Genomic DNA, 23,701 nt, shown 5'->3' with positions numbered 1-23,701 from the left:
TCTCCTCAGGCGATGTCGTTGGCGGGGAGGTGGACGTCGACCACGTCGCGGTCGAGGGGCGGCTCGTCGCGGTGCGGCCGACCCGGGGTGGTGTCGGCGGTCGTGTCGGCGGGCTGGCAGGCGGCCAGGTCGTAGTCGGCGGGGTAGGTGTCGGCGTCGAGGTCCGAGTCGGCGGCGGTGAGCTTGCTGAGGGCGGACCGGAGCGTCGGGTCGTCGCCCAGGTCGAGCCACCCCTCGACGCAGTCGGCGACAGCGCGGATCTCGGCGGGGGTGAGGGCGAGCAGCGGCAGGTGGTGTTCGGCGACGACGGCCAGGTGCCGGCCGACGACGGCGGCGAGGTCGATGAGGCTGCTGGTGAGGACGTCGCGGCTGGCCAGCTCGATGTACGTCACGGAGCACTGGCTGATGCCGATCATGTCGGCGGCTTGGCGTTGGGTGATGCCGAGAGCGTTGCGGCGGTCGCGGATCTGCTGGCCGAGGTGTTGGCGGGTGGGGTGGCTGCGGGCGGAGTTGGCGCGGCGGCTCATCGGGGTCGCGTCTCCTCGGTCTCGTGGCGGGTGTGTCGGGCGGTGGCGATGTGCTGGTCGACGGCGGCGGTGGTGCAGGCCCAGCAGTGCAGGCAGTCGGCCCAGGCGGCGGCGGTGCGGTCGTCGTCGAGCCGGTCGGTGCGGACCTGGATGCGGGCGGCGGTGGTGGTTACGGCGGCGACGGCGGGCCGGCCGCAGCCGGGCGTCGCGCAGGCGGGAGGCGTCACCATTCCGCGGTCACCCGCCGCACCGGCGGCCCGTCGAGCACCAGCAGCCCGCCGCCGTCGAGGAGCCGCTCGACCACCGGGTGTCCGTACCGCGCGGACAGCTCGTCGTAGACGGCTGCGGCGTTGGCGCCGGTGTTGGTGGTGACGACCATGCGGCGTTCGTGCGCGCACCGGTGGTCGACGATGCGCTGGAGCTGCTCCAGCCACCAGTCGGTGACCCGCTCCCGGCCAAGGTCGTCGAGGATCAGGAGGCCGCAGGTGGTGGCGTAGTCGTAGGCGAGGGGCTCGGCGCTGTCGGGCTTGAGGGCGGCGGACAGGTCGGCGGCGGTCCACACCATCACCCACTGCTCGCGGCCGTGGACGTCGTTGCCGATGGCGTAGGCGGCGGTGGTCTTGCCGGTGCGGGTGGGGCCGGCGAGGACGAGGGTGCGGGGGCCGGCGTCCCACCAGCGGGCGATCTTGCCGCCGGGGTTCTGGTCGGGCCGGAGCCGGTCGTAGCTGGCGGTGGCGTAGCGGGAGGGCCGGCGGCGGGTGTAGACGACGGCCCGGTTGGCGGCCTGCCGGGAGCGGATGGCGTTCATCTCGGCGCGGTCGGCGTCGAGGCGGATCTGCTCCAGGGTGGGGCCGTCGGTGGTCGGGGCGTGGCGGGCGATGCGGTTCCGCCAGTCGCCGAGGGTGCGGCCCTGGTGGTCGCGGGCGGTGAGGTTGAGGGCGTCGCGGATCGGGGCGGTCGTCATCGGAGGCTCCCGGCGGTCTGGCTGGCGTAGGTGGCGATGGCTTCGCCGGTGCGGAACGGGTTGTTGTCGGGGCGGTCGTCGGTGTGCCGGTTCGCACCGGTGGCGACCCCAGCCCCGCCCGGCCGGCCCCGCCGGTCGTCGGCGGCGCGGAGCATCCAGTTGCGCCAGGTGGCCGGCCAGTCGACCTTGGTGGCGTCCTTGCCGGACTTCGCGGTCCAGTAGTTGCAGAACTTCTCGGTCTCGCGGCGCCCGTCGACGCCGGGGCAGTTGGCGGCGAACCAGGTCTTCATCGCCTCGGTGACGGCGAAGTCGTCGGGGAGGCGGGTGCCGCGCTTGCGCGGGCTCTCCTGCTCCCTGTTCCTTGCTCCCTGCTCCCTGCTCCCTGCTCCCTGCTCAGGGGCGAGGGTTTCGGGAGGGCTCGCGAGCGTCTCCGGAGGCTCTCCGGAGACGGCGGGACTGGGGATGTTCTCGCTGGTCAAGGGCTCCGGCGGTCGCGGGTAGCGAGCCTTACTGGGGTGGGAGACGCGCTGGTGCTCGTCCCACCCGACGATGAACAGGTAGTGGCGTTCGGCGACCTCGTACCGGGCGATCAGACCGGCCGTGGAGAGGCTCGCGAGGTCTCCGGAGGTTCTCGCGAGAGCCTCGCGAGGGTCATCCTCAAGGGGCCAGAGGGCGGCGGTGATGAGTTTCGGGTTGTCGACGGTGACGCCGTTGTCATCGACGTGCGTCCACAGGCCGATGAAGGTAAGCCTGGCCGAGATCGGCACCGAGGCGACCACCTCGGAGGTGAAGAACTCCGGCTTGATGGAGCGGATGCGCGCCACGTCGTGCCTTCCTGATCTATGTCGTCGTGCTCGTGTGGTTCGGGTGGCCGCCCGGCCCCGGGGAAGTGGGGCCGGGCGGCCGGTCAGGCAGCTGCCGGCTGGCGGTCGCGGGCGAGGATGCTGCGCACCGTCGAGTGCGGCGTCCCCGTCGTCGCCGCGATCTGCCGCAGCGACCAGTGCAGGCCGGCGAGCCGCAGCACCACGACGTCCCGGTCGGCCAGGTCGGTGGTGTCCACCGCCTCATCGGGCAGCGGCACAGCCGGCGCTTCGCACAGCAACCGATCGCCAGCGACCGTCCAGACCGGCTGGCCGGTGATGCGGGCACCGTCGGTGCGGGCCATGGCGTCGAGGCCGGCAGACGCCTCGGTGATGAGCTCCGACCGGGTGCGGTCCAGGTCGGTGATGGGCCAGACGGCCCGGTAGATGTAGGTCATGGTCATCAGTCCTGGTCCTCTCCGATACGTCGAAGCTGCTCGGCGTGCTTGGCGGCGGCCTTCTCGACCGCTTCCTGGTCGTGCGCGGCGTTGCCTCTGGCTCGGCCGCAGATGCAGGGCCGATCTCCTCTGTGGTCTGCCGGGATCACGCTCGACGGGGTGTAGGGGTGCGCCCGGATCGGCCGACGCCTACGGGTGCTCACCGCCATCTCCCGTACACCTGGCGGGCCGTCAGCCGGCCCTCCATCACCGCCGGGGGCAGGTGCCCGATGTGCCAGTGCCCATCGACGCTGGTGCAGCGGTACTCGCGCATCGCGGCACCTTTGTGGTGTCGGCGGATCTCCTGACGGGCCTGCTTGCGCCCGGAGAACAGCCGCTTGCCGTGGTCGGAGCAGACACCGATGTGCCCGCGCGGCTCGGTCATCGGCTGCCCCCGACGGTGAGCTGGTGGATGCGGTCGAGCAGTTGCGGCACGTCCTCGGCGAGCGCGGCCTCCAGCAGCCGCGCCTTGGTCTCGTCCTGGCGGTAGCGCGCCTCGAGGAGATCGGTCCACCGATCAGCGACTGCGTCCAGGTCCAGCAGGTGGGGCGGCGGCCCGGCCGGCGCCACGCCACCCCGGGGGAACGGGATCACGTTGCTGGCCTCGTACGCCCGGCACCCGGTCGCCGGGCACCCGCCGCGCTGCCCGGCCCGAACGATGGTGTGCAGCGGCTCCAGGGCACCGCACACGCACCGGCCCGGCTCCACGGCGGTCGTGCCCCGGGCACCCCCCGGATCCCGGCGGCTCACTGGGCACGCCCGACGCTGAGCAACGGCCGGACCTCGCACCCGGGGTGCCGGTCGAACTCCGGCGTCCCGTCGTGGCCGAGCTGGGCGGCGGGGTCGAGCAGGCCGCCGCACACCGGGCACAGGGCGTTCGGCGGCGGCTCCCCGGCGGGCCGGCACCCCTGGCAGGCGGCACCGGTGAGGTAGGGGTGGACCCCGGTGGTGGACCGGCACGGCTGGCCGGCCCGCCACTGGGTGCACTCCGTGGAGAGCAGCGGGGTCGTCACGCCCGCCCCGCTCCCGGGTCGTTGGGGCTGGTCAGCTCGGCCCGCAGGTCGGCGAGCACCTCGGCGGTGCCGGCCGGTCCGGGCCACTCCGGCGGGGCGGGCCGTGCGACGTTGGGGACGTTGAGCACCCCGGTGGCGTCGTCCGGTCCGCCGGGGATGAGTCCGGTGTCGCGGGTGACGGCCTGGACGGCGGCCGGGGTCAGCAGGTAGCTGCGGTCGACGCGCTGCACCGTTTCGGGGTGGTGGCGGCCGACGGGGGTGTCGTCGAGGTCGGCGATGGGCGACCACGTCTCGTCGGCGTCCCGGTGCTCGACCACCCCGGCGGCCGGCTGCTTGCCGGTGAGCCAGGCGGTGATGCGGGTGCGCAGCGTCGGCCGGGTGGGCCAGGCGGTGACGTGGCCCGGGTCGGTGGTCGTCACCGGGCCACCGCCTCGGTGCGGGCGACCAGGTCGATCGACACGGGCTGCTCGTCGCCGCGCAGGGACACCGGCATCAGCGCCCCGATGAACCAGTCGCCGATCTCGACGCGGACCGGCTTCCGAGGACCATCGAAGGTCCACCGAGGCGAGTTGAACGGGTCCAACTCGGTGGCCTTCAGCAGCGGCCGGATGGCTCGGTGGGTCAGGCCAATCGGCGCGTGCAGTCCTTCCGCGTCGCGGGTGGGCAGCGCGGAGAGGATCTTTCCCAGGTCGGGGTAGTTGTTGACCCCCTCGGGCTGCCGGGAGTGCATGGTGAGGCCCCCGAAGGTGACCGTGAGGAACTCGCCATCTTGGGTGATGGTGGCCTTGTCGGCGACGGTTTCCCGGTCCTCGATGTAGGCGTCCAGCTCGCGGCGCAGCCGCTTGGCGTCCCACCGCGCCAGGTACAGGGGTCCGGTGGGCTGGCCGGTGGCGGGCTGGCGGGCGTGGCCGATGACGTACCGGTCGGTGGCGCTGGCGGCGAGGATGCCGTCAGCGGCGCGGAGCTGCACGGAGTTGAGGGCGGGCAGGGTGACGTCGCGGCTGGCGAAGGGGGTGACGGCCCCGAGGATCTGGGCGAGGCTGCCGGTGGTGGTGACGATCTGACTCATCGGGGCATCTCCCGGTCGGTCGTGGGCAGGGCGTGGATGTCAGCGGCCGTGGACCACCACGAGGGGTCCAGGGCGTCGGGGGTGAGGGGGGCCTGCGCGGTGAGCTGCCGGCGCAGCACGGCCGCCTCGTGGCGGGCGGTGGCAAGTTCGGCGTGCAGCACCCGCACGGCGTGGCGGGCGGTGTGGGCGGCGGTGACGGCCTCGTCACGGCGGGCCTCGGCGGTGTCGGCGGCCAGCCGGTTCGCGCGGGCCACCAGGGCGAACGCGCCGGCCACGATCACCAGGACCACGACGAGCACGGCCAGGGCGGCGGCGAGTGCGGCGGCCATCACGCCACCTCGCAGGTGCAGGTCGAGCAGTGCCGGCGGGTCCTGGCCCGCACCGTCGGTGCCGGTGCGCCGTCGCGGTCCTGCCGGCGCTGCCGCACCACCGCCTGCGCCTCACCCAGCGGCATGCCGCCCCGGGCGACGGCTGCCTGCTCCTGCTCGGTGAGCTGCAGCAGGCCGATGCGGTCCCGCACCCAGGCGGGGCTCTTGCCGATGAGTCGGGCGATCTGCTCCCGGCCCAGATTCAGGTCCCACATCAGGTGATGCAGGGCCTGCGCTTCGGCGATCGGGTCGAAGCTGCGGGCCTGGGCGTGCATGGCCAACTGGCGGATGACCCGCTCGGCGGGGCCGGGGTTGCGGCGCAGCACGGCGTCGACGGTGGGCAGGTCGGCGAGCTTCGCGGCGGACAGCCGCCGGTGCCCGTCGATGACCTGGTACCGGTCGGGGCCGATCCGTTCGACGATCAGCGGCACCTGCTGGCCGATGGCGGAGATGGAAACGGCCAGCTCGGACACGTTGCCGACCTCGCCGCGGGCGTTGGGGCCGGGGTGGACGTGCCGGGTGGGGATGCGCAGCAGTGCGCCGTCGAGCACGGTGGCGTGGTCCATCTACGCCACCGCCCGCAGGTGCCGGGCCGGCTCGTACTGGGCCAGGTCGGCGAGCTGCTGCTCGGTCATGCCGGCGATCAGCTCGGCGATGCGGGCCTGCGCGACGGCGGACTGCGAGCGGAGGCTGAGCACCATCGCCACCAGGTCGGCGTCGAGGCCGAGGTCGGCCAGGGTGGGCGGGGTGTAGCCGTCCAACGCCGGGTCGACGGCGGTCGGGAACAGGTCGTCGGCGAGGGTGAACGGCTCCGGGGTGGGGGTGCTCGCCGCTGCGGAGGCCGGCCAGCGCGGCGCGACGTCCGGGCCGGGTCGACCCTCCGTGCCCGGGATCGGGCCCAGCGGCGGCACCGGCGGCAGGTCCGGGAGCGGGGTCGGGTCCGGGGCGGTCACCGGGTGCCCCGGGCGGTGATCTGCTCGCCGGTGACCGCCTCGTACGCGGCGACCATCGCCGAGTACGCCTCGCCCTGGAGGCGGTCGACGTCGGTTCCGGTGCCGTCGTACTCCAGGTGCCCGGCGGCGATCACCGCGCGGACGGCGGCGAGCAGGCGGCCGGTCGGCTGCGGGTCGGCGGTCGGGGCGAGACCGGCGGCGTCCACCGCCGTGACCGCCTGGTCAATGGACAGGCCGGTGATGGTCAGCTCGGCCACCTGGCCGTCGCGGTCGACCAACGCCACCACCCGCCGACCCGTGCCGTGGTGCACGGCGTACTCGGTGCTGCCGACACCCATGGGGGTGACGGAGTCACCCTCCCAGCCAGCGGCGTACAACCGGCGGAGCAGGGCGGTCGCGGCGGTCAGGTCCTGGGCCGGCTCGGCCGGGAGGGTGGTCGGGGTAGTCTGCTGGTGCATCTGGACTCCTCGTTTGTCCGTTGCGTGGGGCCCCTGCCGTGGCTGCGGTAGGGGCTCTGTCGTGTCAGGGGCGGGGCGGGCCGGGCTGGATCGGCGCGGGCACGTGCGGCCCCGGGTGCGGCGACGTGGGCTGGGTCATGACGGACTCCTCGGTGGGTTGGGTGGGGGTCAGGCCGCGAGCTGCGCGGCCTTGCGCCGCTCGATCTCGATCTCGATCTCGGCGAGCACCTGCGACAGGTCGTCGGCGACGCGACGCCCCTCAGGGCTGTCGGGGTCGAGCGGAGCGACCTGGGGGACTCGGGGACCGGATGGAGGCGGCGGCGTGTGCGGTCCGCCCGGCGGGTGCGTCACGACGCCACCTCCGGCACCCGCTCGAACAGGGCTTCGACCGTGGTGCCCATGTCACTGGCCATACGCATCGCCAGCGGCAGGCCGGGCAGGTGTCGCCCAGAACGGATGTCGAACATGTGCTGGCGGCCGATGCCGTGAAGTCGGGCCTGAGCCACAACCTTCCGGACGTTCCGCTGGGCTGCGAGCGCGTCGTACACCTCAAGGCGGAGACGAATTTTCGCGTCGCTTCGAGAGGTCAAAGCGTCGTCATTCTGCGTCGCTTGCATGTCAGCACCGTAGACCGTCGCGATAGTGCGACGCAAGGATTGGGCGCAAGAAGGTGACGTTCTCGCCCGTCCGGCGGAGGTCTAGTCATCCGGACGATGCCTGCCGTATCGTCGCGTTGACGCGACATATGGAGGAGTGGACGTCATGCCGCAATGGGAAGTAGTCGCCGGAGTGCGACGGGTCAGGAGACGCTCTGGCCTGCTGCTGAGCGCCGCAAAAAAGCGACGCCCGTCAACCAACCAGGACCCGTTCGCCACCGCCTACCGTGGGCACATGAGCGACGGTCAGGAGATCCGGGAGAGCTGGGCGGAGTACCTACGCCGGATGACGGACCGCCCCGGCTGGAGCGTCGCAAAGCTGGCACGTGAGTCGAACATCCATCGGGGCACGATCTTCAAGTGGATGTCCGGCAAGGGCGGGGCCAACATGGCCAGCGTCCAGGCCATCGCCACCGCGCTCGGCGACGAGGTGGGCACTGCCCTGCGCGCGGCCAGCAACTCCGGTGCCATGGAAGACGAGTTCGACGAAGACCTCCGGATCATCGTCCGGCGGCTGAAGTCACCCGACGCCAGCGAGGCCGAACGAGCAACCATCAGGGCCACCCTGAAGTACCTGGCTGACCTGGCGGACCGCACCGAGCGCGACGAGGGTCGCGCCGCAAGCTGATGGCCCGTCGTCCCCTCGCCGCAGTACCCGACCGACCCACCCGCGTCGTTCTCTACGTCCGGGTGTCGGCGCTGATGGGCCGCGGCGGCGAGGACTTCCACAGCCCCGACGTCCAGACCTCCGCGATGCGTCGCGCCACCACCGGCATGAGGGAGATCGGCGTGGTGAGCGACATCGACGTCACCGGACGCCACTTCGTCCGCGACGGCATCGACCGCATCCGTGACATGGCCCGCGCCGGGCAGATCGACGCCATCGCCGTGTACGACGTCAGCCGCTTCGGTCGCGACGTCCTGGAGAGCCTCCTCGTCCTACGCGAGCTGTCCGAGTCCGGCGTCACCATCATCTCGGCCTGCGAGCACATCGACACCAGCACGCCCGCCGGCGAGATGATGCTCATCAACCTCCTCAACCTCGCCCAGTACCGGGCGCGCGAGATCGGGCGTGCCTGGTCGGCGACCATCGCCCGCCGCGCCGAGCAGGGACGCCACCACGGCCGGCCACCCACCGGGTACCGGCGTGGACCGGACGGGCGCCTGGAACCGGACCCGCTGCTCGCGCCGGTGATCACCGCGACCTTCCGCGACTACGCCGCCGGGACCAACCCTCGGGAGTTGCGCCGCCGTATCCAAGCGGCCACCGGAACGCACATCGCGGCAACCAGCCTCAAGCTGCTCCTCGCGAACCGCACCTACCTGGGGGTCGTGCACAGCCGAGGGCAGGCGGGCGTCGTGGAGACGCCGGGCGCCCACCCGCCGCTCACGGACGAGGAGACCTTCGCCCGCGTCCAGGCGCGAATCGAGGCAGACCGGCGGGTGCACCCCCGCCTCCAGGAAGCCCGCTACAGCATGTCGGGCATCGGCCGATGCGGAGTCTGCGGCGGGCACACGAACATCCGGCCCCGGGCCAGGCGGAAGGACGGGCCCGGCATCTACTGCCGAGGGCAGTTCGAGATGGTCAGCGCCTGCCGAGGTTGCGGCCAGCCGAACCTGGCGACGGTGGAGAGCGCCGTGCTGGAGCAGGTTCGGCAGCGAATCGAACGGCTGCGCGGGGACGTGACGGCACGACGGGCGCACCTGGCTCGGGCGACACGGGCCGGCATCGATGCAGAGGTCACCCAGCGGGAGATTGAGGCGACGCGGCGGGCGATGGCCAGGGCGACGCAGCGGTGGGCGCGCGAGCAGCTGGACGACCGCACCTACGAGGACACGATGGCCGAGCTGCGTGCCGCCGAGGCACAGCTCACGCAGAACCTGGCCGAGTCCAGGTCTGTCGTCGAGACGGCGGCACCTGAGCTGGTGGTGTCCGTCGGGGAGAAGCTGCTCGCCCTGTGGCCGGAGATGAGCGGCGCGGAACGGAATCGGGCGCTGCGGCAGGTGCTCGTCACCGTGACGCTGCAACCCGCGACGCGGTACCGCCAGCCGGTGGGGGAGCGGATCGAAGTGCAGTGGCGCTGACGGGAGTCTCGGTCACGTTCGGCGCATAGCACCGACGTGCCATGCGCCGAACGTGACCCAGGATTCAGCGGTGCAGGCCGCTGGCCAGGCGGCGGCGGATCCGCGACACGGCGTCGGCGGTCTCCGGGTCCATGCCCCGGGTGGGCAGCGGGTAGACGTTGGGTCCGTACGTGCGGGGGTCGGCGGCCTCCCGCGTACCGCCGACCTCCCCGGCGCGGAGGAGGTGGCTGGCGGTCATCCAGAGGACCAGGTCGCCGAGGGCGAGCACGATCAGTTCGGCGAGGGCCGGCCGGAGGGCGGTGAAGGCGTAGACGGTGAGGGCGGCGAAGAGGAGCAGGGCGGCGGCGGCGATGGTGACGCCGAGGCGGTGCATGAGCATCTCCGATCGGTGGTACGGGGAGGGTGATCGGAGGTCGGGTGCGGTCCGGCCTCCTGGCAGGTGGGTGGCACCTCCTGGTGGTCCGATGGCCGGGACTGCGGGGACGGGGTTGTCGCAGGTCCGGCTGTAGGGATCGGACTACTGTACGAGATCTTTCGTTCGTATGTGAGATGCCTGTGACGGGTGTTTGCATCGACGCACCGTGCAACTTGCACACGCTGTGCAGGGATGCCTGCCGCCCGTAATAACGCATAGACGCGCGCCTCTGGCATGTCGGGTGGTATGGGGCATGTCGGGCCGGGTGTGTCGGGTGCGCGACGGCGGGATCTGTGGATCGTGACGCCGGGGACGGGTCGGACAGCCGTTGTCAAGATCGCCGATCTTGACGTTTACTTGGCCACCAACTCCACCTGGTCCGCCCGATACCTACCCCGCTCCCGGCCGCCGACCGTCACCACGATCACCGCCGTCATCGCCCCCGGCGCGATCCCCAGCTCAACCCTGTCCGCCTCCGTCGGCATCCGCACACGCACCCGGCCGCCCCGCGGCACCGACACCACCGTCGGCTGATCCTGCTCGACCACCCGGGCACCGTAGCCGCGCTCTACGACAATCAGGCCCTCGTCGCGCAGCACCCGCAGGGCTCGGCGGACCGTCTCCCGGCCGAGGCCGTGCTCCTGGCCGATGCGCAGGGTTGACGGCAGCAGCTCTCCCGGCGGCGGCTGGCCGGCCGCGATCTGCTCGCGTAGGACGTCGGCGAGCTGCCGGTAGACGGCCCTCTCTGCCGCCGAGTTGATCACTAGTGGACGGTATGCCGTGCGACCCGCCGGTGATCCTAGGGGCCCAGGGGGCCCAGGGACCCTCGTAGAGTGCTGGGAACGGCACCCTCTGCGACGGCAGGAGGCACCATGACCGACCCGCACCAGCACACCTGGCCCGGCGGACGCTGCCCGGACGGCCGCGAGGTCCCCCAACCCGCCACCGCCCGGCCGGCCCCGGCGCGCTGGCCTGGCTGGGTCATCGCCGCCGTGGTCCTGGTTCTCACGGTGGCCGGCATCGCCGGGTGGTGGCAGCGGTGACCGGGATGGCGGACGACATCGGCCAGGGCGGCGACCCGGCCGTCGCATCGGTCATCGTCCAGGTGCACCAGCGGTGCCCGGCCTGCGCGGCGGGCCGGTGTGAGACGGGGCGGTGGGCGGCCGAGCTGCTCGCCCGGGTGCGGGCGGAGCGGGCCTGAGCACACGACAGCCCCCGACCAGCGCGGTCGGGGGCTGCTCTGCGTCAGGGGGTCAGGTGTCGGGCTGGCCGGCCTTGCGCAGGACAGCCGACCGGCGAAGCTGGTAGATGCCGCGCCGGGACAGCGGTTTGTACCGCCACCCGGTGCCCTCGTCGCCCCACTCTTCGGCGCGCTGCTCCTCGTCGGCCAGGGACCGCTGCACGGTGCGGGTCGACACCTCCAGGGCCGCAGCCGCCTCGGTGACGCTCATCCACTCGCCGCTCAACGCGCGCTCCCCGCTCCGGTGGTATCTGCCCACGGATGATCGCACGACTGACACGCCCGTCATAACCACAGCGACACGCTAACCGTGTCGCGACAGTTGCGCCAGAGGCGACAGACGCGCCATGATGTGCGGCATGCAGATCCCTGAGTCGATCCGACCCACGGTCGACGCCGTCCTCACCTGGCTGACCGGCTACGGCCAGCCCCTGCTCTTCGGTGCCGGTGCGGTGGGCGCGCTGCTCGCCCTGGGCCTGATCTGGAAGTTCCTCCGCACCGGCCAGGTGCACGAGCGCCTCGGCCTGGTCGCGGTCACCTTGGCCACGCTCTTCGCGATGGAGGGCATGTACGAGGTCGCCCACGGCCCCCTCGGCCTCGGCGACGCCGGCAGCCTCATGTTCTGCGCCACGTTCGAGGTGGTGATGCTCCACCAGGGCAGCCTCGCCGCCCACAAGCTCGCCGCCGCCATCGACGGCCAGACCCCCGACATCAGCCGGCACATGCGGTTCGTGTGGATCGTCGCCGCCGCCTCCGGCGTCATCGCCTCCACCGCCTCCAGCTCGCTGACCGAGGTGGTGCTCCGGCTCGTCACCCCGCCGCTGGCCGCCGGCATCTGGTACATGAGCCTCTACGCCGACGTCGAGCCCGCCGAGCGGCAGCCGTCCCGGTGGATCTGGACGCCGCAGCGCATCGGCGTGCGCCTCGGTCTGCTCAAGCCGGGCACCGTCGACGATCTGACCGAGGTGTTCGCGCAGCGGCGCATCGTCGCCCTGGTCGACGCAGGCATGGAGCTGTACGTCCAGCAGCAGGCCCTCCGACTGCGCGGCGACCAGCCGGCAGAGCCGGCGCGGTGGTGGCGTCGCCGGCAGGCTGACCCGCTCGCGGCGGCGCTGCGCCGGCTCCAGCAGCTCACCAAGGCGGCCGACGCCGAAACCGTCGCCGCTGCCCGCGAGCAGCTGCGCCGGGTGCTGTCGATCGAGACGGAGCTGTTCCGCGACGACACCCAGCCGACCGAGCGCGAGCGGGAACTGATGGACGAGTTGCGGCTCGTCATGCGGCAAGCCACCGACCGGCTCAGCGCCGAGCACCACAGGGCGTTCGGGGCGGACCGCGGTGAGCCTCTGGTGGAGCTGGGCGGGATCAGGATGCCGGCTCACATCGCGACCCAGATCGGCCCGCCGCCGGCTCACGTCCCGGCTCAGACGACCCCCGCCCGTGAGCCCGCCGCCGAGCCGGTCAGTGAGCCGGTCGCCCCGGCCCGTCGTGAGCCGGACAGTGGCTCACCGGTGAGCCCCGCAGCGGCTCACGCCCCGGCTCAGCGGCGGGTCACCGAGCGGCTCACCCGACCGGCTCAGACCGACAACGCGAAGCGGCTCACCCAGGCTCACGCCCGGCTCACCAAACGGCTCACGCGGGAGCCCACCAACGCCGAGTTGGTGGAGTCCACGGGGCTCAGCCTCGCGACCGTCAAGCGCTGGAAGACCCGCACCAACCCGACCATGAAGGAGAACTGAGATGGCCGACCGCAACGTCACCCGCCGGCTGGCCCGCGACCTGGGCGTCAACCGCGACGGCCTGCCCCAGGCCCTGGAGCGCGAGGAACGCGCACGAGCCGACCGGCAGGAGCAGCTCGACCGAGCCCGCGCGATCACCACCGCCCACGATGAGGGCCGCCACTGCGGCGCCGACTGCGGCATCTGCCGGCAGGCCGGCCGAACCCTCTGACCCAGCACCCGGGGCGCGGCTCACCGACTGGACATCGCGCCGCGCCCCGAGCCCACTCACCCGAAGGAGAGCACCAACATCATGACGACCACCTACTACGTGCGCGGCCAGGTCCCCCAGGACTCGCCGCTGCAGGCCCTCGCCGGCCGCACGGTGACCCTGCCGGCGGCCGGCCCGATCGAGGCGGCCGTGCGCGCCGCCGAGCTGGCCACCGTGCACGCCGACCCGGTGATCGTGCCGGCCCGGTACGTGCCGTGGACGCCGATTGCGCTCGGGCTGACCGGCGCGATCGTCGCGGCCCTGGCCGCCACCCTTACCGCCGCCAGCACCGGCCACGACCTGGCGTTCTGGGTCGCGGCCGGCACCGTGGCCGCGCTGGCCGCCGCCCTGGTGACCGTCCTCGTGCACCTGGAGATGGACCGATGAGCGCTGCGTTCGGATTCCTGGTCATCGCGGTAGCCGCGCTGCTGGCGTGGATCGCCCAGCTGAAGCACAAGCGGGCCACGGCCATCGGCCTGGTCGTGCTGGTCGGCATCCTGGTCGGTAACGCGCCGGGCACCATCGGCGACTGGTCGGAGAGCGCCGCCGACTTCGTGTACGAGCTGCCCAAGACGATCAGCTCGATGGTGGGCTGACGTGCGCACCATCGAGGCCGCCCTGCTGGGGGCGTCGGGGGCGGTGATTGCCCTGCGGTCCCCGACGGTCCGGCAGGCGGCGGCGCGTGGGGTGGTGCGGGCCGGCCGGGCTGCGGGCCCGGTAGCGGCGCGGGCGGCCGGCCGGGCCGGCCAGTCGGCGTCGCGCCGATACAGCACCGTGCGGGCGAGCTGGGCGGACCGCCGCCCGGCCCGACCGGTGCGGTGCCTGGACCCGGACTGCGTGTGGACACAGGCGCGGCCGTCGTCGGCGGAGTTGCTGGAGCACCTGCGCACCGCCCACCGGCCCGCCGGCGACTCCACCCCGGCCCCCACCGGCACCGGGCCGGGGTCGGCCCCGGCCGGCCCCGCCCGGCCGGCGGTGCCGGTGGACGACCGGCCGGCGGAGCGCATCACCGAGGTCGCGCCGGGCGTCCGGATCGGCCACCAGATCACCGAGGTAATCGACAAGATTGGATTGCATATGGATGAGTTCCGGACTGTGAGCAGGGCGCTTGCCCAGGCGGGCGAGATCGAGCCGAAGAGCCTGCTCGGCCTGCTCGACGCCTGCACCGGTCTGCTGACCAGCATCGCCGGTTTGTCCGCTCTGATCACCGACGTCGCCGAGCACGCCGACACCACGATGTGGGTCGACCTGCGCGCCGTCGGCCCGCTGTACGAGGCGGCGGCCGGGGTGATGGCCGAGGGCGAGGCCATCCGGCGGGCGATGAAGCGGATCAACGACCTGTACGCCGAGGAGATCGCCGTCGAGCACAAGCAGGACGACGGCAAGGTTCGCTCGCTCAACCCGCAGGTCGTCAACGCGGCCTGACCCGAACCCCTGCCCCGGGCGGCACTTCCCCGCCGCCCGGGGCAGGGGCTTCCGCCCGTAGAGAGGAGGGCCACCGGTGGCCCGACGTAACCCGAATCCCCGCTACATCCGCTCGGAGCCGATCCCGGCCGCCGAGCCCGCCCGCCAGCAGCGGACCGGGCAGGCCCCGCCGACCCGGTCGGCGATGCGCCGGTGGCTGCGCCGGCACCGCTGGCAGCTGGTCCCCGCCGAGGTGGCCGGCGGCGCGTACCTGGTGGCCGGGCTGGCCGACGTCGCGCCCACCTACGGGTACGGGACGCTGGCCGTGGCCGGTGCCGCAGGCCTCGCCCTGGCCCAGCGGCTCAGCCCCGCCGAGCAGCTCTACGGCCGGCTCGTCGTCGGCGGGGCCGCCGGCTGGGTGGTCCTGGCCGACCTGGCCGGCCCGTGGTCGCTCGGCGCGGCCGCGCTCTGGGCGGCCGGACTGTGGGCCGGCGGCACGCCGTGGTGGCGGTCGCACCGGGTCCGCGGTCGCATCCGCGTCGACGAGCTGGTCGAGGCGTGGCCGGACTGGTCGCACCGGGCCGGCCTCGGTGGCGTGCGCGTGGTCAGCGGGACCGCCGGCCGGGTGTACGACCGGCTGCGCCTGGAGGTCGTCCGGGGCCAGCAGCGAGCCCGGCACGTGGTCGACCACCTCGAAGACCTCGCGTGCGTGCGCGGCGTCCCGGTGTGGCGGCTGCGGATCGACCCGCAGGGCGGCGGCGAGGACCCCGGCCAGCTCGACCTGCTCATCACCCACACCGACCCGTGGCGCGACGAGCGCGGACAGCCGGTCCCGCTGCCGCACCCGGCCACCGAGGACCTCGCCGCGTGGTGCCGGCCGACCAGCATGGTCGACCCGATCCCCTGGGGCGTCTCCGCCGACGGGCCGGCCGCGTCGCTGGCGGTGCGCAACGACCGCGGCGGCCGGGCGGTGGCCATCGCCAGTAAGAAGGGCGGCGGGAAGACGGTGCTGCTGCACAACCTGCTCGCGGGCCTGTGCCGCATGGTCGACGTCGACATCGCGGTGATCGACTGCAAGGAACACGGCAAGGCGTCCCAGCCCTGGGCGCCGCGGCTGATCCGTCGGGCCACCAACCCGGCCGACGCCATCGCGCTGCTGCGGTGGGCCGCCGACGAGAACGACCGACGCGGCGCGGCCGCCCCGGACTCCGTGCTCAAGCCGACCGCGCGCCGTCGCGCCCTGGTCGTCGTCATCGACGAGTACGGGGCCCTGGTCCTGGCCGACGAGAACGCGAAGGAGTGGACCGAAGCCCTGGCCCGCAAGATCCGCTCGGCGTCGGGGGCGCTGATCATCGCCGACCAGCGCCCGGATCACAGCACGTGGACCGGGGCACTGCGCGGCCAGCTCGACGAAGTCGTGGTCGGGCTGCTGGAGAACCGCCGCGACGTGAAGGCCATCCTCCCCTCGACCGAAGGGGTGGACCCGACCGAGTTCACCCTGCCGGGGCAGATGGTCCAGCAGGCCGGCAAGCGCGGTCGGCAGATCGAGTCGCGCACCTGGCACCTGGAAGACCCGGCCGACATCGCGGCCATCGTGCAGGCGTGCCGGGACCGGTGGCCCGACGAGCAGGTCACGGACGCATCGCCCAACACCTCAAGATCAACTAGCGAGATGGAGCAGACCATGGAACTCCCCCGAGGAGCCGGAGCTGAGCAGGTCCGCGCCCAGATCCGCGACGCCCTGGACGCCATCGCCGGCCAGGACCACACCGGCGTCCCGGACCTGTCCGTCGACGAACTGCGCCGACGCGCCCAGGCCACCCCGCCCCCTCCCCCAACCGCCGAGGAGAACACCCTCGACGAGCGGATCATGGGGGCGCTGCGGGCCGCGCCCGCCGAGGGGATCGCCATGGCCGACCTGGTCGAGCAGGTGGGAGCACCCCGCAGCACGGTGCAGGTGCGATGCTCGGCCCTGCGCAGGAAGGGGAGGGCCTACGCCCAGCCAGCGCGCGGCGCACACGCCCGCTGGCACGTCACGCAGAGTACGCAGCCGGCAATGTCCAACGCCTAATGCCTAACACCTCAGCCCAGCCCAGAACGGGGAGGCGCGTGCGCGCAGGCGCGCGAGACATTGGGCGATAGGCATTACCCAGAGCGACAGCAGCGCCCCCGTCGGCCAGATGCCGAGCGGGGGCGCTGCGTCGTGCGGGGAGGGGGGAGGGCTAAGGGAGGTCGTCGTCCTCGGCCGGCGGCTCCACGGTCAGCACCGCACCGCTGTCGCCGACCGCGTACCGGCCAGGGGCCAGCACCTGGCCGCCGACGGACAGCGCCTCGCCGTCGAAGTGGATGTCGCCGGGTGGAAGCGGTGGAAGCGGGAGCGGCTCGTCGACGGGCGCGGGCTCTGCGGGGTCGGTGCTGGTGCCGCGCCAGCCGTGGCCGGGACGGCTGGCCTGCCAGGCGTCGATCGTGGCGGGCCGCCAGGCGGGCGAGCGGCCGATCATCCGGTCGGGCTCGGGCAGGTCGCCGCGGCTGCGCATGCGGTGGACGCTGGCGGTCTGGATGCCGAGGCGGGCGGCGAGTTCGGCGCTGTCGAGGTAGTCGGTCACGGCATCAACCTACGTTGTCTAGTTGAGCTTGACAAGCCCAGTGCATCCCACTAACGTTGTCCATGTCAGCAGGACAACGTTAGGCAGGGAGACGGACATGCAGACCACCATCCAGGACAGCGCCACCGACACCGACGTCCAGGACATCCGCACCGCCCGCCACCTCGCCGAGCAGCTCAAGAACATGCAGCCGGGCAGCATGGGCTACCGGGCCACCGTCCGGCGGTACCGGGCGATCGTCGACCGGCTCGGCTACGACCCCATCAGCTGACCCGCCCCGGGGGCCGGCCACCCAGCCGGCCCCACCCCACCCCCCAGCAGAGGAGCCCGACCGTGCCGACCATCGCCGCTGTCCGCTACGCCCACGCCCTCGCCGAGGACATCGCCGACGCCCTCCGCGCCGCCCCCCACGCCGCCGGCCGCATCAGCGTCCGCGAGGACGTCGACGCCGGCACCTGGGCCGTCCGCGTCACTGCCGGCCGCACCTACTACGACCTGCTGATGCCGGGCCCCGGCGCGGTGTACTCGCTGTGGCGGCGCGGCCGGTGGCTCGGCGGGATCGGCCTGACCACCGACGCGACCCCGGTCGACGTGGCCCTGACGCTGCTACGGCGCATCGAGCAGACCCTCTGACCCGGGACGCACTGCGGCCCCGCCCCCACGCGGGGAGCGGGGCCGCTGCCGTCAGATCCCCGACGATCACCCGCCACCGTGGCCGGCCGCCGGTACGGTGCCCGGCATGACGATCGACCCTCAGGCCGGCATGCCGGCAGAGCCGGGCCCGCACGCGACCACCGAGCCGATCACCCCGCCGCGCCGGGCCCGCCGCTGGCCGTGGATCGTCGGAGCGGTGGTCGTCGTCGCGGCCCTCGCTGGTGGGCTGACCTGGTGGCTGGTGCCGACGACCGAGGATGAGGCGATCGACCGGTGCCACGACGCGATCCGCGACAAGCTCTACGCCCCGTCGACGGCCGCGTTCGCCGACGAGGTGGAGCGGGACATCGAGGTCGGGATCTACCGGCTGAACGGCGAGCTGGACGCGCAGAACAAGCTCGGCGGGACGATCCGGGGCGAGTATTTCTGCGTGCTGCGGCACGAGGAAGACGGGAGCTGGGTGACGATGGAGGCTCGGGTCATCTCACGCTGATCCTGCTGACGACGAAGCGACCCCGCCCTCCCAGAGGAGAGCGGGGTCGCTGACGTTTGGTCGGCACCTCCCGGGACGTCACCGGGGAGCACCGCGCCGCCGATCTTACCGGCGGGACTGCATGAGCCGGGCGACGGTCGCCGGGGACCACACCCGGGACCGGCCGACCGCCATCACGACCAGCGGCGCGACGACGGCCACCACGCCGAGGATCGCGGTCTGCTGTTCGTCGGACACCGGCAGGCCGAATGCGGTCAGCAGCGCCAGCACGGCGGTGACCGCCGCGGTGACCACGCCGACGGTGACCAGCGGCTCGGTGGCCGACTCCGGCGAGGGGATCTGGGTCATGGGTACCTCCAGGTACGACGGAGCCCGGACCCCGCTGGTCCGGGCTGAGGGGTTGCGCTTTCCTGCCGGGTCAGGCCGGGCAGTCGTACGTCCGACGCAGGTCCGCGATCTGCGCCGCGATCTCCCGCCCCGCCGGAGTCTGCGGCGGGGCGGACCGGTACGCCGAGTCGAGGGCCACGACCACCCCGCAGCTTCGCTGCTGGGCCACCTCCGCAGCCCGCAGCGCCCGAGCGGCCACCAGCACCGCTACCGCCAGAGCCACCACGGCGGTCAGCAGCACCACCATCAGCACCCGCCAGCCGCGCTCCGTCACGGGTCAACCGCCCCGGACGACGCTGCCGGCGACGATGACGGCGACGGCGACGACGAGGGCGACGACGGAGAGCCAGATCCGTCCGAGGTCTCCGCGTCGCGTCGGAGCCCCCGGGCCCCGACCACCGCCGGGCCGGTGAGCAGGGTCAGCGCGGCGAGGATGAGCGCCTCGGACGGGGTCGGCGCGACCCACGTCTGCTGCACGATGATGCTCAGGCCAGCCAGGACGCAGCCGATATCCCGTAGACCCCTGGTGAGTGGCTCCAGCCTCACTCACGTGCCTGCCCCAGGCGGGCGCTCAGCTCGTCGACGACCTGCGCGGCGACGGTCGGCGGGATCGCCGCCGCGATCCGGGCCGGGTCGAGGTGTGCCAGCAGCGCCGGGGCGAGGTCGGCGGCGAGCTGCGCCTCGTCGACCAGGTCCCGGCCGGCCAAGGCGGCGAGGTCGGTACGCAGGGCGGCGACCTGCGCGCCGATGCCGGCCACCGCCTCGAAGAGCCGATTCGGCTCGACGCGACGCTTCGGCTCGCCCTCGATCTGGTAGTCGGCGGCGGTGCCCGCGAGCAGGGCCGCCGCCCGGTTGGTCGTCGCCCACGCGATCTTGTCCTGTGCCACGGGTGCCTCCACGGGTTTCGGGGCCTGGATGAGGCCGATGCTGATGAGGTAGCGCCGGAACAGCGAGGTGAGATCCCGCCCGGCCTTGATCGCGTCGCGGAAGAAGCTGAAGTGGGTGTGCCACAGGTGCGAGTCGTCGCCGGAGCTGCGCTTGCCCAGCCGGTCCCACCGCCGGACGACCTTGCCGTCGGGCGAGTAGATGATCTCCCTGATGTCCCGGGTGTCCGGAGCGCCGGCCTGGCACTGGGCATCGCACCAGGTGGAGAACGTCCGCAGGTTGTGGGTGACACCACCGACGCGGACGCTGAACGTGCCGACGTCCAGTCCGGCGGCGTAGAGGGTGAGGCCGGTCCGGTCGCGGGACGACTCCACCACCGAGTAGTCGCCGGACACCACCCGGTCGGAGCCACAGTGGTAGCCGCCCCGGTGGGCCGGATCACCGACGATCCCCACCGCGGCGGGATCGAGTCCCTTGATCGTGTCGAGCAGGAGCCGGCGGACCGCCAGCAGGTTGGCCGGAGCCGTTGTCATGACGCCTCCTTGACGGGCATGGGTTTGACGGGTACGAGGTCGAACGTCGTGTCACAGCCCGCGCAGTACAGCCGGCACGGCGACCCGTCGACCGGGGTCAGCCGGTGCTGTGTCACCGCGCATTGCCGGCGGCGTAGCTCGGCCTCGGCCTCGGCCAGGGTGTAGAGCGGCTCTTCGTCCATGCTGGTCACCTCCGGATCTGGCGCAGCTTGGTCTGGGCGGTGGCGAGCATCCGGGACGTCGAGGGCGCGTACGAGTCCAGCTCCAACGTCGCGGCCCCGTCCGACACCCGGTACTCGCTGGCCACGATCCGGAAGATGGTCACCCCGTCCCGGGTGCTGGCGTTGAGCGCGTCAGGGCGGGGCAGCACCCCGCGCACCCGGATCAGACCCGGCCGGATCTCCCACGGCTGCACCATCCGGCCCGTCTCCAGGTCCAGGATCGGCCGGGCGATGCGGAGCCGCCCCCCGTTGGGTGCCCACTTCCGGTCGGCGAGCCACTGGTCACCGGCGCGCTGGGCGGCCGAGGTGGACCCGACGTCCCCGCCGAGGTCGATGCTGCCCTGCCTGATCAGCGGCGGGGTGGCGTTGTCGAGCGCGGGCACGCTGCTGGTGCGGGTGGTGGTGCGCGGCCTCCCCTTGGAGTCCTTCCAGCGCACGGTGATCCGGTTGTAGAGACCATCCGCTGACCCCTGCGACTCGTACCCGTCCGTGACGTCGGCCTCGTACCGGACGGTCGTCGGAAGCGCCACCCATTCGAATCGGTACCGGCCGGCGGCGTTGCGCTCCCACGCGCGCCAGGTGTAGCCGGCCTCCATGCTCAGCAGGTCATCGAGCACCCGCGCCGGGTCGACGCCGTCGGGATAGGCGAGCTGGTCGATCTGGTACGTGGTCGTGGCGATGCGGGCATTCGCGCCGTCGAACGAGGTGAGCAGCCTCCCGAGCAGGTCGGCGACGATCTCGTGCGCCAGGACGTACGAGTTGCCGTACGGGGCGGCTGTGAGCTGCTCCGAGCCGGCCGCCGTCCACCTGGTCGACAGCACGATCAGGTTGCCGAAGGTCCCCCAGTGCAGATCGTTGCCGATCTTGCCGCCGACCCCGGTGTAGATGATCCGCCACTCGATGGTGTTCCGGCCCGCCGTCCAGTGGGTGACGATCACGCGCGGGGAACTACCGCCGCCGCTGGTCGACCAGTTGTTCGACCGGGCCACCTCGCCCGACGCGAGGCTGCCGTCCGTACGGGCCACCGCCTCCACCTGGTAGGCGGAATCCGTCCGGCCGGCGTCCCAGGTGTAGTCGATCCGGGCCAACTTCTGGCTGGCCCGCTGGAGCCCCAGGTACCGCGTCACGACCCTGCTGTTCGGCACCACGGTGAGGCCCTCGGGGAACTGGAGGATCAGCACCTGCTCCTGGCTCGCCGTGTTCGCCGGTGTGCTGCCGACCGAGTCGTCGCCCTTCGGCGTCGCGTTGTCGACCCTGTCGAGGTTCGACAGCACCTGCTGGTCGACGTAGATCAGCGGGACGGTGCGGTCGCGGGTGTGCGCCTGGCCGCCGACCGCCGCCAGGTCCCACACCTGGCCCTGCGCCCCGGCCGACCGGCCCGGATCCTCTAGCCGTCCATCCCAGACGACACCGCCATGCCGGCCGTCGTGGACCAGCAGGTTGCCGTAGTAGGCGACCTCGTCCGGCTGGAGAGTCAGCGGACGGTCCAGTGCGATCTGGCAGGACGCGTACCCGCCTGGGTCGGTCCACCGCATCACTAGGTCGCGGGTCTCCCGGGTGACGTTCCGCTCGCCCTTGCTGGTGACGAGCTTGATGCTCAGCGGAATGGGCAGGCTCATCACACCCCCCGGATGTGCAAGTACCTGGGCCAGTAGTACGGGGTCACCCGCACGTACGCGGTCGCGTCGTCGCCGTCGCTGTACTCGCTGCCCACATCGCGCAGCAGGTGCACGCGGTTGGTGACGCCGGGCGACACCATCGGCGTCAGGCCCGCCATCTCCGCGATGGCGGCCCGCACCTCACCGGCCGGGCTGGTGGCGTATACCGCCGTCGCCGACGAGTCCACGACGTACGACGTCGGCGACCCGAACTCCGGCCACCTGATGGTGCAGAGCCGGTCGTCGGCCGGCACCAGCATGATCGTGTCCGTGTCCAGGTTGCCCGAGCCGGACACACGCGCCGCGCTCAGGAAGATGGACACCCCCCACACCGGCAGCGGCGCACCCGACAGCCCGTCCGTGCCCGGGTCGTAGCCCAGCGGAATCTGCACCAGGCCGGCGTCCACCCACCGCCAGGTCGTACCCGACGGAACCGTCACCGTGTCCCCGGCGACGCTCGACGAGTCCATGACGTAGGCCAGCCGAACTTGCATCACGTCCGCACTGACCGAGTGACGCACCCGCACGAACGCGCGGTACGTGCCCCTGACGTCGACCGACGCGGCGGCAGGGTGCAGTGCGATCGTCGCCCGACTGGTCATGCCGGGAGTGCCGACGAACGAGGTGCGGGCGAACTGCCCATGACTGCCGCTGACCGCCGCCTGGAGCGTTGTGTCGGTCGTCAGGGACATGGACTCCACCGGCAGCACCACCGGCGCGGCCGACGGCGTCCCCCGGCGGCGGACCGCGATCAGCGACGTACGCCGGCCCGAACCCGGGCTGAAGCCGGCTGGGTCGGTGGTGACGTCCCTGCCCTGGATCGCCAGGTAGAGCGGTGTCTCCACGTCGCCTTTCGGGCTGGCCACGTCGAAGGCCATGCCGCCTGGCGCGGTCGCCGACACCAGCCGGATGCGCGCCTCGTCCACGTGCGTGGTGTGCCCAACCGGCGGGGTCGACCCGAGCGACGCGGGCACCAGCCGCGCCTGCGCTGCCCCGACCGGCGCGGTGGCGGTGAAGTCGACCAGCTGCCACAGGCCGGCGGTGACCGCCGCGACGCCGGTCGACGTCGACATGTAGGTGCCCGCGCCGTTATGCCAGTTGATGTTGCACGAGATGGAGCGGGTGGCCGCGCATCGCAGCCACGCCGACGCCCGGTACGTCTGCCCGGCCGTCACCGGCACCAGGGCGACCGCGCGGGCCTCCGCCGTCGCCGTCACCCCGTCCGGGGTCAGCAGCAGCGATGCGACACCCTCGTGGGCCTGGGCCGTCGACCGGGCGACCGAGCCGCCCTGCCCCACCCAGCCGGACGCGTCGACCTCGAAGTACGGGTTGGTGTTCAACTCGCTGGTCTCGGTCGGGTCGTTGCCCACGGTAACGCTGGCCAGGGTCTCGCGCAGGCCAACCGCGAACGGCTCCGCCTTGACCTGCACCTCCAGCGTGCGCAGCGCAGTGGGACCACCGCCCGGGTAATCGCGTACCCGCGTATCCGACGACCGGATCGTCCGGAAGAACACCGGTGCCGATGCCCCATCCGGCTGGTAGCGGACCACGTTCGTCGTCCGGTCCAGCTCCCGCCACAGCGCTTGCAGCGCGGTCGCCGAAGCATCCTGGCCGGCGATCACCTCCAGCGACAGCGTCAACGTGCGGTTGGCGTACGCGGCGGCCGTCATCCGCTCACCGTCGACCAGCAGCGTCGACGAGTAGGCCGACTTCAGCTGTGGCGGCGACAGGTCCACCCCCGTGCAGCCCCACGGGGCCTCATTGTTGAGGTCGAGCCGCACCGTCGGCGATCCCGAGACGCTGTCGACGAACTGGACTACGTCCACTCA

At 72.8% G+C, this 23,701-nt stretch carries 40 protein-coding genes; 13 read left to right on the top strand and 27 right to left on the bottom strand.

The annotated features are described in order from the left end of the window. Positions 1–5: 5 nt before the first annotated feature. The 16 genes from ACWCHM_RS26020 to ACWCHM_RS25945 form a co-directional block, all read right to left on the bottom strand. Positions 6–527: a helix-turn-helix domain-containing protein gene (locus tag ACWCHM_RS26020; RefSeq protein WP_454220157.1), complete on the bottom strand. Its 522-nt coding sequence runs from the start codon at positions 525–527 to the stop codon at positions 6–8. Beyond that, positions 524–757 (bottom strand): hypothetical protein, encoded by a 234-nt coding sequence (locus tag ACWCHM_RS26015; protein ID WP_454220156.1) that lies wholly within the window; start codon positions 755–757, stop codon positions 524–526. Before ACWCHM_RS26015 ends, ACWCHM_RS26020 begins: the two co-directional genes overlap by 4 nt. After that, a complete protein-coding gene (locus ACWCHM_RS26010; protein WP_454220155.1) occupies positions 751–1,491 on the bottom strand; it encodes an ATP-binding protein in 741 nt (246 codons plus the stop codon). Before ACWCHM_RS26010 ends, ACWCHM_RS26015 begins: the two co-directional genes overlap by 7 nt. Further along, positions 1,488–2,315, bottom strand: a complete 828-nt coding sequence (locus tag ACWCHM_RS26005) for a hypothetical protein (RefSeq protein WP_454220154.1) — start codon at positions 2,313–2,315, stop codon at positions 1,488–1,490. The genes ACWCHM_RS26010 and ACWCHM_RS26005 overlap by 4 nt, the downstream gene beginning before the upstream one ends. Positions 2,316–2,398: 83 nt before the next feature. Next, positions 2,399–2,755, bottom strand: coding sequence for a hypothetical protein (locus tag ACWCHM_RS26000; protein ID WP_454220153.1), 357 nt, complete (start codon positions 2,753–2,755; stop codon positions 2,399–2,401). Between the two features lie 193 nt (positions 2,756–2,948). After that, positions 2,949–3,173 carry a hypothetical protein gene (locus tag ACWCHM_RS25995; RefSeq protein WP_454220152.1) on the bottom strand — a complete coding sequence of 75 codons (225 nt, stop codon included), beginning with the start codon at positions 3,171–3,173 and terminating at the stop codon, positions 2,949–2,951. Continuing rightward, a complete protein-coding gene (locus tag ACWCHM_RS25990; protein WP_454220151.1) occupies positions 3,170–3,478 on the bottom strand; it encodes a hypothetical protein in 309 nt (102 codons plus the stop codon). Before ACWCHM_RS25990 ends, ACWCHM_RS25995 begins: the two co-directional genes overlap by 4 nt. A gap of 56 nt (positions 3,479–3,534) precedes the next feature. Beyond that, positions 3,535–3,801, bottom strand: a complete 267-nt coding sequence (locus tag ACWCHM_RS25985; protein ID WP_454220150.1) for a hypothetical protein — start codon at positions 3,799–3,801, stop codon at positions 3,535–3,537. Next, on the bottom strand, positions 3,798–4,220 hold the full coding sequence (locus tag ACWCHM_RS25980) for a hypothetical protein (protein ID WP_454220148.1): 423 nt from the start codon (positions 4,218–4,220) through the stop codon (positions 3,798–3,800). The genes ACWCHM_RS25985 and ACWCHM_RS25980 overlap by 4 nt, the downstream gene beginning before the upstream one ends. Next, on the bottom strand, positions 4,217–4,870 hold the full coding sequence (locus ACWCHM_RS25975; RefSeq protein ID WP_454220147.1) for a hypothetical protein: 654 nt from the start codon (positions 4,868–4,870) through the stop codon (positions 4,217–4,219). The genes ACWCHM_RS25980 and ACWCHM_RS25975 overlap by 4 nt, the downstream gene beginning before the upstream one ends. Continuing rightward, a complete protein-coding gene (locus ACWCHM_RS25970) occupies positions 4,867–5,199 on the bottom strand; it encodes a hypothetical protein (protein WP_454220146.1) in 333 nt (110 codons plus the stop codon). Before ACWCHM_RS25970 ends, ACWCHM_RS25975 begins: the two co-directional genes overlap by 4 nt. Then, complete coding sequence (locus ACWCHM_RS25965) at positions 5,199–5,804, bottom strand: ParB/RepB/Spo0J family partition protein (RefSeq protein WP_454220144.1); 606 nt, start codon at positions 5,802–5,804, stop codon at positions 5,199–5,201. The genes ACWCHM_RS25970 and ACWCHM_RS25965 overlap by 1 nt, the downstream gene beginning before the upstream one ends. Next, a complete protein-coding gene (locus tag ACWCHM_RS25960) occupies positions 5,805–6,191 on the bottom strand; it encodes a hypothetical protein (protein ID WP_454220143.1) in 387 nt (128 codons plus the stop codon). Continuing rightward, positions 6,188–6,649, bottom strand: a complete 462-nt coding sequence (locus ACWCHM_RS25955; RefSeq protein ID WP_454220142.1) for a hypothetical protein — start codon at positions 6,647–6,649, stop codon at positions 6,188–6,190. Before ACWCHM_RS25955 ends, ACWCHM_RS25960 begins: the two co-directional genes overlap by 4 nt. Positions 6,650–6,817: 168 nt before the next feature. Beyond that, positions 6,818–7,000: a hypothetical protein gene (locus tag ACWCHM_RS25950; RefSeq protein ID WP_454220141.1), complete on the bottom strand. Its 183-nt coding sequence runs from the start codon at positions 6,998–7,000 to the stop codon at positions 6,818–6,820. Further along, positions 6,997–7,266, bottom strand: coding sequence for a hypothetical protein (locus tag ACWCHM_RS25945; protein ID WP_454220140.1), 270 nt, complete (start codon positions 7,264–7,266; stop codon positions 6,997–6,999). Before ACWCHM_RS25945 ends, ACWCHM_RS25950 begins: the two co-directional genes overlap by 4 nt. Positions 7,267–7,540: 274 nt before the next feature. Between ACWCHM_RS25945 and ACWCHM_RS25940 the strand changes: the two genes are divergently transcribed. Beyond that, positions 7,541–7,933, top strand: coding sequence for a helix-turn-helix domain-containing protein (locus ACWCHM_RS25940; protein WP_454220139.1), 393 nt, complete (start codon positions 7,541–7,543; stop codon positions 7,931–7,933). Beyond that, positions 7,933–9,390 carry a recombinase family protein gene (locus ACWCHM_RS25935; protein WP_454220138.1) on the top strand — a complete coding sequence of 486 codons (1,458 nt, stop codon included), beginning with the start codon at positions 7,933–7,935 and terminating at the stop codon, positions 9,388–9,390. The genes ACWCHM_RS25940 and ACWCHM_RS25935 overlap by 1 nt, the downstream gene beginning before the upstream one ends. A 64-nt stretch (positions 9,391–9,454) precedes the next feature. Here the strand turns inward: ACWCHM_RS25935 and ACWCHM_RS25930 are convergent, their stop codons facing one another. Continuing rightward, positions 9,455–9,769 (bottom strand): hypothetical protein, encoded by a 315-nt coding sequence (locus ACWCHM_RS25930; protein WP_454220220.1) that lies wholly within the window; start codon positions 9,767–9,769, stop codon positions 9,455–9,457. 389 nt (positions 9,770–10,158) lie between these two features. Then, entirely contained in the window at positions 10,159–10,569 is a 411-nt protein-coding gene (locus tag ACWCHM_RS25925; protein ID WP_454220218.1) for a winged helix-turn-helix domain-containing protein, read from the bottom strand. Positions 10,570–10,677: 108 nt separating this feature from the next. Between ACWCHM_RS25925 and ACWCHM_RS25920 the strand changes: the two genes are divergently transcribed. Both ACWCHM_RS25920 and ACWCHM_RS25915 read left to right on the top strand, forming a co-directional pair. Then, positions 10,678–10,848 (top strand): hypothetical protein, encoded by a 171-nt coding sequence (locus ACWCHM_RS25920; RefSeq protein ID WP_454220217.1) that lies wholly within the window; start codon positions 10,678–10,680, stop codon positions 10,846–10,848. Between the two features lie 5 nt (positions 10,849–10,853). Then, entirely contained in the window at positions 10,854–11,006 is a 153-nt protein-coding gene (locus ACWCHM_RS25915; RefSeq protein ID WP_454220215.1) for a hypothetical protein, read from the top strand. 52 nt (positions 11,007–11,058) lie between these two features. Here the strand turns inward: ACWCHM_RS25915 and ACWCHM_RS25910 are convergent, their stop codons facing one another. Next, positions 11,059–11,271, bottom strand: a complete 213-nt coding sequence (locus ACWCHM_RS25910; RefSeq protein WP_454220213.1) for a hypothetical protein — start codon at positions 11,269–11,271, stop codon at positions 11,059–11,061. Positions 11,272–11,404: 133 nt separating this feature from the next. On the opposite strand from ACWCHM_RS25910, the gene ACWCHM_RS25905 reads away from it, so the two are divergent. The 6 genes from ACWCHM_RS25905 to ACWCHM_RS25880 all read left to right on the top strand — a co-directional run bounded on the left by ACWCHM_RS25905 (position 11,405) and on the right by ACWCHM_RS25880 (position 16,506). Then, entirely contained in the window at positions 11,405–12,781 is a 1,377-nt protein-coding gene (locus ACWCHM_RS25905) for a hypothetical protein (RefSeq protein ID WP_454220211.1), read from the top strand. A 1-nt stretch (position 12,782) separates the two neighbouring features. Continuing rightward, on the top strand, positions 12,783–12,992 hold the full coding sequence (locus ACWCHM_RS25900) for a hypothetical protein (protein WP_454220210.1): 210 nt from the start codon (positions 12,783–12,785) through the stop codon (positions 12,990–12,992). 81 nt (positions 12,993–13,073) lie between these two features. Beyond that, positions 13,074–13,418, top strand: coding sequence for a hypothetical protein (locus ACWCHM_RS25895; RefSeq protein WP_454220209.1), 345 nt, complete (start codon positions 13,074–13,076; stop codon positions 13,416–13,418). Then, positions 13,415–13,627 carry a hypothetical protein gene (locus ACWCHM_RS25890; protein ID WP_454220208.1) on the top strand — a complete coding sequence of 71 codons (213 nt, stop codon included), beginning with the start codon at positions 13,415–13,417 and terminating at the stop codon, positions 13,625–13,627. The genes ACWCHM_RS25895 and ACWCHM_RS25890 overlap by 4 nt, the downstream gene beginning before the upstream one ends. Position 13,628: 1 nt before the next feature. After that, positions 13,629–14,456 carry a hypothetical protein gene (locus ACWCHM_RS25885; RefSeq protein ID WP_454220207.1) on the top strand — a complete coding sequence of 276 codons (828 nt, stop codon included), beginning with the start codon at positions 13,629–13,631 and terminating at the stop codon, positions 14,454–14,456. 76 nt (positions 14,457–14,532) lie between these two features. Continuing rightward, a complete protein-coding gene (locus ACWCHM_RS25880) occupies positions 14,533–16,506 on the top strand; it encodes a hypothetical protein (RefSeq protein ID WP_454220206.1) in 1,974 nt (657 codons plus the stop codon). A gap of 151 nt (positions 16,507–16,657) precedes the next feature. Here the strand turns inward: ACWCHM_RS25880 and ACWCHM_RS25875 are convergent, their stop codons facing one another. After that, positions 16,658–17,041 (bottom strand): helix-turn-helix transcriptional regulator, encoded by a 384-nt coding sequence (locus ACWCHM_RS25875; RefSeq protein WP_454220205.1) that lies wholly within the window; start codon positions 17,039–17,041, stop codon positions 16,658–16,660. Positions 17,042–17,138: 97 nt separating this feature from the next. On the opposite strand from ACWCHM_RS25875, the gene ACWCHM_RS25870 reads away from it, so the two are divergent. From ACWCHM_RS25870 to ACWCHM_RS25860, 3 genes are all read left to right on the top strand, one after another. Beyond that, complete coding sequence (locus ACWCHM_RS25870) at positions 17,139–17,312, top strand: hypothetical protein (protein ID WP_454220204.1); 174 nt, start codon at positions 17,139–17,141, stop codon at positions 17,310–17,312. Between the two features lie 62 nt (positions 17,313–17,374). Beyond that, positions 17,375–17,674 carry a hypothetical protein gene (locus ACWCHM_RS25865; protein ID WP_454220202.1) on the top strand — a complete coding sequence of 100 codons (300 nt, stop codon included), beginning with the start codon at positions 17,375–17,377 and terminating at the stop codon, positions 17,672–17,674. Between the two features lie 106 nt (positions 17,675–17,780). Next, positions 17,781–18,188, top strand: coding sequence for a hypothetical protein (locus ACWCHM_RS25860; RefSeq protein WP_454220200.1), 408 nt, complete (start codon positions 17,781–17,783; stop codon positions 18,186–18,188). Positions 18,189–18,293: 105 nt separating this feature from the next. Here the strand turns inward: ACWCHM_RS25860 and ACWCHM_RS25855 are convergent, their stop codons facing one another. From ACWCHM_RS25855 to ACWCHM_RS25825, 7 genes are all read right to left on the bottom strand, one after another. After that, positions 18,294–18,536: a hypothetical protein gene (locus ACWCHM_RS25855; protein WP_454220199.1), complete on the bottom strand. Its 243-nt coding sequence runs from the start codon at positions 18,534–18,536 to the stop codon at positions 18,294–18,296. Positions 18,537–18,606: 70 nt separating this feature from the next. Further along, positions 18,607–18,849, bottom strand: coding sequence for a hypothetical protein (locus ACWCHM_RS25850; RefSeq protein WP_454220197.1), 243 nt, complete (start codon positions 18,847–18,849; stop codon positions 18,607–18,609). Continuing rightward, positions 18,846–19,052 carry a hypothetical protein gene (locus ACWCHM_RS25845; protein ID WP_454220196.1) on the bottom strand — a complete coding sequence of 69 codons (207 nt, stop codon included), beginning with the start codon at positions 19,050–19,052 and terminating at the stop codon, positions 18,846–18,848. Before ACWCHM_RS25845 ends, ACWCHM_RS25850 begins: the two co-directional genes overlap by 4 nt. A gap of 65 nt (positions 19,053–19,117) precedes the next feature. Next, the gene (locus ACWCHM_RS25840; RefSeq protein ID WP_454220195.1) at positions 19,118–19,993 is read right to left on the bottom strand and encodes a hypothetical protein; all 876 of its coding nucleotides are present in this window, start codon (positions 19,991–19,993) and stop codon (positions 19,118–19,120) included. Beyond that, a complete protein-coding gene (locus ACWCHM_RS25835; RefSeq protein ID WP_454220194.1) occupies positions 19,990–20,175 on the bottom strand; it encodes a hypothetical protein in 186 nt (61 codons plus the stop codon). Before ACWCHM_RS25835 ends, ACWCHM_RS25840 begins: the two co-directional genes overlap by 4 nt. 5 nt (positions 20,176–20,180) lie before the next feature. Next, on the bottom strand, positions 20,181–21,833 hold the full coding sequence (locus ACWCHM_RS25830) for a hypothetical protein (RefSeq protein ID WP_454220192.1): 1,653 nt from the start codon (positions 21,831–21,833) through the stop codon (positions 20,181–20,183). Then, a complete protein-coding gene (locus ACWCHM_RS25825; protein ID WP_454220191.1) occupies positions 21,833–23,698 on the bottom strand; it encodes a carbohydrate binding domain-containing protein in 1,866 nt (621 codons plus the stop codon). Before ACWCHM_RS25825 ends, ACWCHM_RS25830 begins: the two co-directional genes overlap by 1 nt. Positions 23,699–23,701 lie beyond the last annotated feature (3 nt).

Source organism: Micromonospora sp. SCSIO 07396 (assembly GCF_053667945.1).
The sequence above is the reverse complement of the archived record's forward strand: the minus strand, read 5'-3'. Positions and strand labels throughout refer to the sequence as shown.

Excerpts from the sequence above, each read along its gene's own strand:
- ACWCHM_RS25870 (WP_454220204.1), top strand. The coding sequence starts at position 17,139 with ATGCAGACCACCATCCAGGACAGCGCCACCGACACCGACGTCCAGGAC.
- ACWCHM_RS25935 (WP_454220138.1), top strand. The coding sequence starts at position 7,933 with ATGGCCCGTCGTCCCCTCGCCGCAGTACCCGACCGACCCACCCGCGTC.
- ACWCHM_RS25835 (WP_454220194.1), bottom strand. The coding sequence starts at position 20,175 with ATGGACGAAGAGCCGCTCTACACCCTGGCCGAGGCCGAGGCCGAGCTA.
- ACWCHM_RS26015 (WP_454220156.1), bottom strand. The coding sequence starts at position 757 with ATGGTGACGCCTCCCGCCTGCGCGACGCCCGGCTGCGGCCGGCCCGCC.
- ACWCHM_RS25915 (WP_454220215.1), top strand. The coding sequence starts at position 10,854 with ATGGCGGACGACATCGGCCAGGGCGGCGACCCGGCCGTCGCATCGGTC.
- ACWCHM_RS25995 (WP_454220152.1), bottom strand. The coding sequence starts at position 3,173 with ATGACCGAGCCGCGCGGGCACATCGGTGTCTGCTCCGACCACGGCAAG.
- ACWCHM_RS25890 (WP_454220208.1), top strand. The coding sequence starts at position 13,415 with ATGAGCGCTGCGTTCGGATTCCTGGTCATCGCGGTAGCCGCGCTGCTG.
- ACWCHM_RS25945 (WP_454220140.1), bottom strand. The coding sequence starts at position 7,266 with ATGCAAGCGACGCAGAATGACGACGCTTTGACCTCTCGAAGCGACGCG.
- ACWCHM_RS26010 (WP_454220155.1), bottom strand. The coding sequence starts at position 1,491 with ATGACGACCGCCCCGATCCGCGACGCCCTCAACCTCACCGCCCGCGAC.
- ACWCHM_RS25965 (WP_454220144.1), bottom strand. The coding sequence starts at position 5,804 with ATGGACCACGCCACCGTGCTCGACGGCGCACTGCTGCGCATCCCCACC.
- ACWCHM_RS25855 (WP_454220199.1), bottom strand. The coding sequence starts at position 18,536 with ATGACCCAGATCCCCTCGCCGGAGTCGGCCACCGAGCCGCTGGTCACC.
- ACWCHM_RS25970 (WP_454220146.1), bottom strand. The coding sequence starts at position 5,199 with ATGGCCGCCGCACTCGCCGCCGCCCTGGCCGTGCTCGTCGTGGTCCTG.
- ACWCHM_RS25920 (WP_454220217.1), top strand. The coding sequence starts at position 10,678 with ATGACCGACCCGCACCAGCACACCTGGCCCGGCGGACGCTGCCCGGAC.
- ACWCHM_RS25895 (WP_454220209.1), top strand. The coding sequence starts at position 13,074 with ATGACGACCACCTACTACGTGCGCGGCCAGGTCCCCCAGGACTCGCCG.
- ACWCHM_RS25840 (WP_454220195.1), bottom strand. The coding sequence starts at position 19,993 with ATGACAACGGCTCCGGCCAACCTGCTGGCGGTCCGCCGGCTCCTGCTC.
- ACWCHM_RS25955 (WP_454220142.1), bottom strand. The coding sequence starts at position 6,649 with ATGCACCAGCAGACTACCCCGACCACCCTCCCGGCCGAGCCGGCCCAG.
- ACWCHM_RS25830 (WP_454220192.1), bottom strand. The coding sequence starts at position 21,833 with ATGAGCCTGCCCATTCCGCTGAGCATCAAGCTCGTCACCAGCAAGGGC.
- ACWCHM_RS25860 (WP_454220200.1), top strand. The coding sequence starts at position 17,781 with ATGACGATCGACCCTCAGGCCGGCATGCCGGCAGAGCCGGGCCCGCAC.
- ACWCHM_RS25905 (WP_454220211.1), top strand. The coding sequence starts at position 11,405 with ATGCAGATCCCTGAGTCGATCCGACCCACGGTCGACGCCGTCCTCACC.
- ACWCHM_RS26020 (WP_454220157.1), bottom strand. The coding sequence starts at position 527 with ATGAGCCGCCGCGCCAACTCCGCCCGCAGCCACCCCACCCGCCAACAC.
- ACWCHM_RS25975 (WP_454220147.1), bottom strand. The coding sequence starts at position 4,870 with ATGAGTCAGATCGTCACCACCACCGGCAGCCTCGCCCAGATCCTCGGG.
- ACWCHM_RS25930 (WP_454220220.1), bottom strand. The coding sequence starts at position 9,769 with ATGCTCATGCACCGCCTCGGCGTCACCATCGCCGCCGCCGCCCTGCTC.
- ACWCHM_RS25940 (WP_454220139.1), top strand. The coding sequence starts at position 7,541 with ATGAGCGACGGTCAGGAGATCCGGGAGAGCTGGGCGGAGTACCTACGC.
- ACWCHM_RS25900 (WP_454220210.1), top strand. The coding sequence starts at position 12,783 with ATGGCCGACCGCAACGTCACCCGCCGGCTGGCCCGCGACCTGGGCGTC.
- ACWCHM_RS26000 (WP_454220153.1), bottom strand. The coding sequence starts at position 2,755 with ATGACCATGACCTACATCTACCGGGCCGTCTGGCCCATCACCGACCTG.